The 7,706-nt window shown below is 70.3% G+C and carries 6 protein-coding genes; 1 reads left to right on the forward strand and 5 read right to left on the reverse strand.

Translation table 11 applies throughout. The features are described 5' to 3' along the window. Positions 1-107 precede the first annotated feature (107 nt). The 5 genes from DQW06_RS26435 to DQW06_RS26455 all read right to left on the reverse strand — a co-directional run bounded on the left by DQW06_RS26435 (position 108) and on the right by DQW06_RS26455 (position 4,865). Complete coding sequence (locus tag DQW06_RS26435; protein WP_013152535.1) at positions 108-1,211, reverse strand: FKBP-type peptidyl-prolyl cis-trans isomerase; 1,104 nt, start codon at positions 1,209-1,211, stop codon at positions 108-110. A 152-nt stretch (positions 1,212-1,363) separates the two neighbouring features. Further along, complete coding sequence (gene pafA / locus DQW06_RS26440) at positions 1,364-2,722, reverse strand: Pup--protein ligase (protein WP_071621844.1); 1,359 nt, start codon at positions 2,720-2,722, stop codon at positions 1,364-1,366. Between the two features lie 114 nt (positions 2,723-2,836). After that, on the reverse strand, positions 2,837-3,598 hold the full coding sequence (prcA, locus tag DQW06_RS26445; protein WP_041552524.1) for a proteasome subunit alpha: 762 nt from the start codon (positions 3,596-3,598) through the stop codon (positions 2,837-2,839). 54 nt (positions 3,599-3,652) lie between these two features. Continuing rightward, on the reverse strand, positions 3,653-4,495 hold the full coding sequence (gene prcB, locus DQW06_RS26450; RefSeq protein WP_013152532.1) for a proteasome subunit beta: 843 nt from the start codon (positions 4,493-4,495) through the stop codon (positions 3,653-3,655). Positions 4,496-4,661: 166 nt separating this feature from the next. Further along, positions 4,662-4,865, reverse strand: coding sequence for a ubiquitin-like protein Pup (locus tag DQW06_RS26455; protein WP_013152531.1), 204 nt, complete (start codon positions 4,863-4,865; stop codon positions 4,662-4,664). A gap of 805 nt (positions 4,866-5,670) precedes the next feature. On the opposite strand from DQW06_RS26455, the gene DQW06_RS26460 reads away from it, so the two are divergent. Then, a complete protein-coding gene (locus DQW06_RS26460; RefSeq protein ID WP_013152530.1) occupies positions 5,671-6,816 on the forward strand; it encodes a S1 family peptidase in 1,146 nt (381 codons plus the stop codon). The last annotated feature ends 890 nt before the right edge of the window (positions 6,817-7,706 follow it).

Raw genomic sequence — 7,706 nt, forward strand, 5'->3', positions numbered from 1 at the left:
TTCCCTCCCGGGGGGGGCGTCCGGTGTCGGCTCTCCGGGTGTGCGCGCCCGGCTGCGCCGGGGACCGCTCCCCGGCCCCGGGCGTGCACGGGACCGCGCCGGGAGGGCTACTCCCCGCCCTCCTCGGGCGCGGGGGACTCCTCCGGTGCGGCCTCCTCGCCGCCGGCGCCCTCGCCCTCTGCGGGCTCGGGGGCCGGGGGGTTGTCGTAGGCGCCCAGGATGTCGATGACGAAGACCAGCGTCCCGGCGGGGGCTCCCCCGGACTCCTCCTCGGTCTCGCCGTAGGCCATGTCGCCGGGCACGACCAGCATCAGGCGGCTGCCGACCGGCTGGCCGACGATGCCCTCGTCCCAGCCCTCGATGACCGCGCCCGCGCCGATCGTGGTGTCGAAGGGGTCGCCGCCGCGGCTCCAGGTGGAGTCGAACACCGGGTGTTCGCCGTTGTCGTCGGCCTCCCAGCGCACACCGCTGTACTGGACGATGACCTGCTGGCCCTCCTCGACCTCGGCGCCGTCGCCCTCGATGAGCGGGACGACCTCCAGGTTCTCGGGGGGATCGGTGTCGGGGACCTCGATGGTGGGCTCGCTGTGGCCCTCCTGGGTCACCGTGGGCAGGCCGTCGCCGCCGTCGGTGACCTGCTGGCCCTCCACGACCGAACCCTTGTTGAAGCGGTCCATCAGGTCGATGACCAGGACGCTCGCGCCCTCCTGGACGGGCTGTCCCGACATCTCGGCCTGCTGGCGCTCCTGCTCGGTCAGGGGCGGGAAGACGTACACGGCCCGGCTGCCGACCGGCTGGCTGACCAGCACGTCGCTGATCTCCGCGGGCATCTGCTCCATGCGGATCAGGTCCGGGGCGCCGGTCTCGTAGCTGGACTGCCCCTCGACGGGCGCGCCCTCGCCGGGGCCGGTCCACTGGAACTGGACGACGTTGGCGATCAGGAGGTCGTCGGCGCGCACCAGCTCGTTCTCGCCCGGGCCCTCGTCGACGACGCCCGCGATCTGCTCGGTGGGGGGCTCCTCGTCGGGGAAGGCGACCTCCGGTTCCTCACCGACCTCGCCGGTGACTTCGGGAAGCCGCGGGTCGAGCTGGTCCTCCCCCATACGCATGAAGGCGGGAGTACGCCACTCTTCGGGGATGTTTCCGCAGCTTGAGACCGCCAGGGCGATCGCGGTCAGCGGCACCGCGAGGGCGGCAGCACGTCGGTGCATGGGTCACAACCTCTGATTTCCGGCTTGGGACAGAGTCACACTACCGAAAAGAGGGGCCGTAACCATCCCCTGGAACGCCACGAACGCCGGAGCCCCGCCGCGGACGGCCTTCGACCGCCGGACGGGGCTCCGGGAGCAGGGGACCGGAAGTCCTACATACCGGCGATGAGCTTCTCCACCCGCTCGTCCACCGACTTGAAGGGGTCCTTGCACAGCACCGTGCGCTGGGCCTGGTCGTTGAGCTTGAGGTGCACCCAGTCCACCGTGAAGTCGCGGCGCTGCTCCTGGGCGCGCCGGATGAACTCGCCGCGCAGCCGGGCCCGCGTGGTCTGCGGCGGCACCGACTTGGCCTCGAAGATCTTGAGGTCGCCGACCACCCGTTCCATCTGGCCGCGGCCCTGGAGCAGGTAGAACAGTCCCCGGTCGCGGTGGATGTCGTGGTAGGTCAGGTCGAGCTGGGCCACCCGCGGCGAGGACAGGGACAGGTCGTGCTTGTCGCGGTAGCGCTCCAGCAGCAGGTACTTGGCCACCCAGTCGATCTCGCGGGAGACGGTCTCCAGGTTCTGGGTCTCGACCGCCTCCAGGGTGCGCTGCCACAGCTCCAGGACGCGCTTGCCGGTGGCGTCGGTGCCGTGCCGGTCGACGTAGCTCTGCACCTTGTCCAGGTACTCGCGCTGGATCTCCAGCGCGCTGGCCTCGCGCCCGTTGGCCAGGCGTACCTTGCGGCGGCCGGTCATGTCGTGGCTGACCTCGCGGATGGCCCGGATCGGGTTCTCCAGCGTGTAGTCGCGCATGACCACCCCGGCCTCGATCATGCGCAGCACCAGGTCGGTGGAGCCCAGCTTGAGCAGGGTGGTGGTCTCGCTCATGTTGGAGTCGCCGACGATGACGTGCAGGCGCCGGAAGCGCTCGGCGTCCGCGTGCGGCTCGTCGCGGGTGTTGATGATGGGGCGCGAGCGGGTGGTGGCCGAGGAGACGCCCTCCCAGATGTGCTCGGCGCGCTGGCTGACGCAGAACAGGGCGCCGCGGGGGGTCTGGAGCACCTTTCCGGCGCCGCAGATGATCTGGCGGGTGACCAGGAAGGGGATGAGCACGTCGGCCAGGCGTCCGAACTCGCCGTGCCGTCCCACGAGGTAGTTCTCGTGGCAGCCGTAGGAGTTGCCCGCCGAGTCGGTGTTGTTCTTGAACAGGTAGATGTCCCCAGCGATGCCCTCCTCGTGCAGGCGCTGCTCGGCGTCGACCTGCAGCCCCTCCAGGATGCGCTCGCCGGCCTTGTCGTGGGCCACCAGGTCCACGAGACTGTCGCACTCGGGGGTGGCGTACTCGGGGTGGCTGCCCACGTCCAGGTACAGGCGGGCGCCGTTGCGCAGGAACACGTTGCTGCTGCGCCCCCAGGAGACCACCCTGCGGAAGAGGTAGCGGGCGACCTCGTCCGGGGACAGGCGGCGCTGTCCACGGAAGGTGCACGTGACCCCGTACTCGTTCTCCAGCCCGAAGATCCGTCGTTCCACGCGGCCTCACCAACTTCCCGTCACCGGGGTGTGGACGACGGGGCCGCGCCGTCCACACCCGCCCGGCCGGTGCGGCGCCTCGGGAGCGCCGCACCGTGAATCATCGTTTCCAGGTCACTCGTCGGTCCCGCCCGTGGTGGTGCTTCCGGTGGTTCCGGTGCTTGCGGTGCCGCCTCCGGCCGTCCTGCCCTCCGCGATGAGGTCGGTCAGGCGCTGGCCGTGGATGCGGCGGAACTTGCGGTGCTCCCTGGACCGCTCCAGGACCGCGACCTCCAGGTTGGTGGCCTCCAGTTCGCGCTCCTCGCCGTTCTCCCTGGCCAGGGCGTGGGTGGCCGCGTTGAGGGCGGCGCTGAGGGGGGCGTCGGCGGCGAAGCGGTCCTTGAGCACGCCGGACACGTGCTCGGAGGAGCCCCCCACGGCCACGAAGCCCTGCTCGTCCACGATGGAGCCGTCGAAGGTGATGCGGTAGATCTCGTCGTCGGCCGCGGTGTCGCCGACCTCGGCGACGACGATCTCCACCTCCCAGGGCTTGAGGCTCTCGCTGAACACGGTGCCCAGGGTCTGGGCGTAGATGTTGGCGAGCTGGCGCCCGCTGACGTCGCGGCGGTCGTACTGGTATCCGCGCACGTCGGCGAAGCGCACGCCCATCAGGCGCAGGTTCTCGAACTCGGGGTAGCGGCCGACGGCGGCGAAGCCGATCCGGTCGTAGAGCTCGCTGATCTTGTGCAGGGTGCGGGACATGTTGTCCGCCACCAGGAGGATCCCGCCCTCGTACTGCAGGACGACGGCACTGCGGCCGCGCGCGATGCCCTTGCGCGCGTAGTCCGCCTTGTCCTTCATCTGCTGTTCGGGGGCGACGTAGAACGGCATCGACACCGCGGATCGTTTCCTTACCTAGTCGGGAGATGTCTGGTGTGGGACGGGGCCGGTTCAGCCCAGCGTGGCCGTGGGGCCGTCGGGGTCGGCCGCGCGTCCCTGGACCACCTCGGTCGCCAGGCGGGCCACGTCCTCGGCGGGCAGACGGCGGTGGCCGTCCTCGGTGACGACGTCGACGAGGGGGAAGATCTTGCGGTGCAGGTCGGGGCCACCGGTGGCGGAGTCGTCGTCGGCGGCGTCGTAGAGGGCCTCCAGGGCGACCTTGGCGGCGCCGGTCTGGTCGAGGTCATCGCGGTAGAGCTTCTTGATCGCGCCCCTGGCGAAGACCGATCCGGAGCCGATGGAGTGGTAGCGCTGCTCCTCGTAGCGGCCGCCGGTGGCGTCGTAGCTGAACACGCGGCCCTGTCCGGTGTTCTCGTCGTAGCCGACCAGCAGCGGGACGACGACGAAGCCCTGCATGGCCAGGCCGAGGTTGCCGCGCACCATCTGCGCGAGCTTGTTGGCCTTACCCTCCAGGGAGAGCGAGCGGCCCTCCATCTTCTCGTAGTGCTCCAGCTCGACCTGGTAGAGGCGGGCCAGCTCGATGCCGAATCCGGCCGAACCCGCGATGGCCACGGCGGAGTACTCGTCGGTGCGGAAGACCTTCTCCATGTCGCGGTTGGCGATGATGTTGCCCTGCGTGGCCCTGCGGTCGCCCGCCAGGAGCACGCCGCCGGGGAAGGTCAGTGCGACGATGGTCGTGGCGTCGGGGGTGAGGTGCTCGGTCCCGCCGCCCGGGGGCAGCTTGTGTCCGGGCAGCATCTCGGGGCGGACCGAACTGAGAAACTCGGTGAAGGACGAGGTTCCCGCACTCATGAAAGCGGCGGGCAACCGTCCGCCCTCGAACCCTTCGAACACGCGACTCCCTCCACGCGCGCCCCACCCCGTCATGGGGGCGGGTGGGGCGCCTGTTGTCCTTGTTGTCTGCGGTGGCTGTGCGCCGACCGTTGGAACTGACCCTAGTCCTGTGCGCGGCGGGGCTGGCGGCGCTGGAGTGCGCTGTCAGCGAACCGCCGCGGGTCGGCTACTGGCCGCCCTTCTGCACGAACTGTCGGACGAAGTCCTCGGCGTTGCTCTCCAGCACGTCGTCGATCTCGTCGAGGATGTCGTCGACGTCCTCGTCCAACTGGTCCTTGCGCTCCTGAACGTCCGCCGAGGCCTCGGTCTCCTCGACCTCCTCGTCGCGGCGCGAGGCGTGCTTCTGGCCGCCCGTGTCCTTCGTCGCCATAGCCTGTTACCTCCCGTTCGGGCTCCCCGTTCGGGGCTCTTGCCCTTATCTTGGCCCAACACCGGGCGCCTCAACCCCCTTCCCGGGGCCCGATACTCGCTAGTTACCTCGGATCGTCCCATGTGCGCGCGCACGTGCTCGTACGCGTGTGCGCCGCGTCCCGGGCGTGTCACGGACGACGCCGCACGGCGTCGGCGGGGCCGCCGGACCCGCGCCTCCTCAGGCCCGGAGCGGAGCGGGTCCGTCCACGCGGAGGACACGGAGGGCGCGGAAGAACCCGCTCCCGCCCTCCGCCCGTCCCCTCGGGATCCCACGCCGCGCCGCCCGGGAAGGGCCGCCACAGGTACGGCTGTTCGCTACGCGCACGGGAGTTACCCGCGGGTCACCGCCCTGACCTTCGGGGTTACTCCTACGTGTCCGCGCGGTCACGAATGACACTCGGTTCCGATGGCCGCATCCGGCCACGAGACACCCCTTGCCAACACCGCGTTTCCGTGTTGCGGAAGCGATACGGCAGAGAAGCACAAGGTCAGACACACCATCACCATGCGTCACATATTGCAATTCATATGGTCATCCGATGGCCCAATCATCCCTGGAAAGACAGACCCTCGCATCCGCTCTTCCGCTATCCAGGTTGTGCACTTATGGTGTGTGTCCGTTTACCGATTGTCCTGGAGACAGGGCTCTCGGTGGACGCATCGTGGGGTCGGGCCCCCTGCACGGCCCCACCGGAGTCCGACGTCCTCGCCGGCGGGCGTCGGGCCCCGAACCCCCGTCAGTTCCCCGAGGAGAGTAGGGATCTATGCGACCCTCCCCCGCTATCTCCGCTATCGGCACCGGCGCACTCGCGTTCGGCCTGGCGTTCTCCGTGACGCCGGGCGCCAGTGCGGCGACCGTACCGGCCGAGCCAGCGAGCGAGGCCCAGACGATGATGGAAGCGCTGCAGAGAGACCTCGGCCTCACCCCGCTCGGGGCCGAGGAGCTGCTCTCGGCGCAGGAAGAGGCGATCGAGACCGACGCCGAGGCCACCGAGGCCGCGGGAGCGTCCTACGGCGGCTCCCTGTTCGACACCGAGACCCTCCAGCTCACCGTGCTGGTGACCGACGCCTCGGCCGTCGAGGCGGTGGAGGCCACCGGCGCCGAGGCCACCGTGGTCTCACACGGCACCGAGGGCCTGGCCGAGGTGGTCGACGCGCTCGACGAGACCGGCGGCCGGGAAGGGGTCGTCGGCTGGTACCCGGATGTGGAGAGCGACACCGTCGTGGTCCAGGTCGCCGAGGGCGCCAGCGCCGACGGCCTCATCGAGGCCGCGGGCGTGGACCCCTCCGCCGTCCGGGTGGAGGAGACCAGCGAGACGCCGCGCCTGTACGCCGACATCGTCGGCGGCGAGGCGTACTACATGGGCGGCGGACGCTGCTCGGTCGGGTTCGCCGTGACCGACGGTTCCGGCGCGGGCGGCTTCGTGACGGCGGGCCACTGCGGCACCGTCGGCACCGGCGCCGAGAGCTCCGACGGCAGCGGATCCGGAACCTTCCAGGAGTCCGTCTTCCCGGGCAGCGACGGCGCCTTCGTCGCGGCCACCTCCAACTGGAACGTGACCAACCTGGTCAGCCGGTACGACTCCGGCAGCCCCCAGGCGGTGTCGGGTTCCAGCCAGGCCCCGGAGGGCTCGGCGGTGTGCCGCTCCGGCTCCACCACCGGCTGGCACTGCGGGACCATCGAGGCCCGCGGCCAGACGGTGAGCTACCCGCAGGGCACGGTCCAGGACCTGACCCGGACGGACGTGTGCGCCGAGCCCGGTGACTCCGGCGGCTCGTTCATCGCCGGTTCGCAGGCCCAGGGCGTCACCTCCGGCGGCTCGGGCAACTGCACCTCCGGCGGCACGACCTACTACCAGGAGGTCACTCCCCTGCTGAGCAGCTGGGGGCTGTCCCTGGTGACCGGGTAACGCTCCGGTAGCGCCCACGGCGCCCCCGTCCACGGCAGTGGACGGGGGCGCCTTTTCTCATGGGGACACCCCTCGTGGGGGCGCCTCACGTGGCGGCACCTATCGTGGGCGCGCCCCGTATTCGTGCGCGCGCGTCCACGACCGCCCTTTCCCGGATTCGCGCGAGCCCTCGGGCCGTGCCGCACGAGCGCGGACCCGCCCTTCTCCGGGAGCACGCGCGAGGCCGCTCACACCATCGCGGCGGCGCGGCGCGGACGCCACTCCGGGGGCACGCGCGGGAGCCTCAGGCGCCCCGCAAGCCCCCTGCGTGTCCGGGTTCGGCCACGGGCGCGTCCACCCTCCCCCGGGGCCGCATCTGACCGAAAGGCCCCGGAGGGCCACCCTTGACCTTTGGAGTTACACCCCTGTAGCCGTGGTGTTACGGATGGCACCCGGTACCGGCGTCCGCATCCGGCCACGAAGCACTCCTTGACACGACGACCCCGCTTCACTCCGTCACCGGACGAACGCGAGGATCGCAAGGTCGCACGCAGAGCGACTACGCGTAGCCATCGCGAAACGAAGGGTCATGGGACAATCCCTCATCCTTCTGAATGAATACACACCACACGGGTCTTTGCAGCGTCAAAGTGTGCACTTATGTTGGTGATCGTTTACCGGACGTCTCGGTGAATTTCGGGAATCGGATCAACTTCGATCCCCGAAAGGGGCTTTTCGCTCCTACAGGAACGCGAAGCCCTGAATCCCCCGTCTATCCCCCTTGGAGAGTAGGGACCCCCATGAGACCCTCCAGCATCATCTCCGCCGTGGGCACAGGAGCCCTGGCCTTCGGCATGGCACTGGCCATGGCCCCCGGAGCCCTCGCGGCGCCGGCCCCCGTCCCCCAGACC

Source organism: Nocardiopsis sp. TNDT3, from assembly GCF_003427465.1.
Taxonomy (GTDB): domain Bacteria; phylum Actinomycetota; class Actinomycetes; order Streptosporangiales; family Streptosporangiaceae; genus Nocardiopsis; species Nocardiopsis dassonvillei.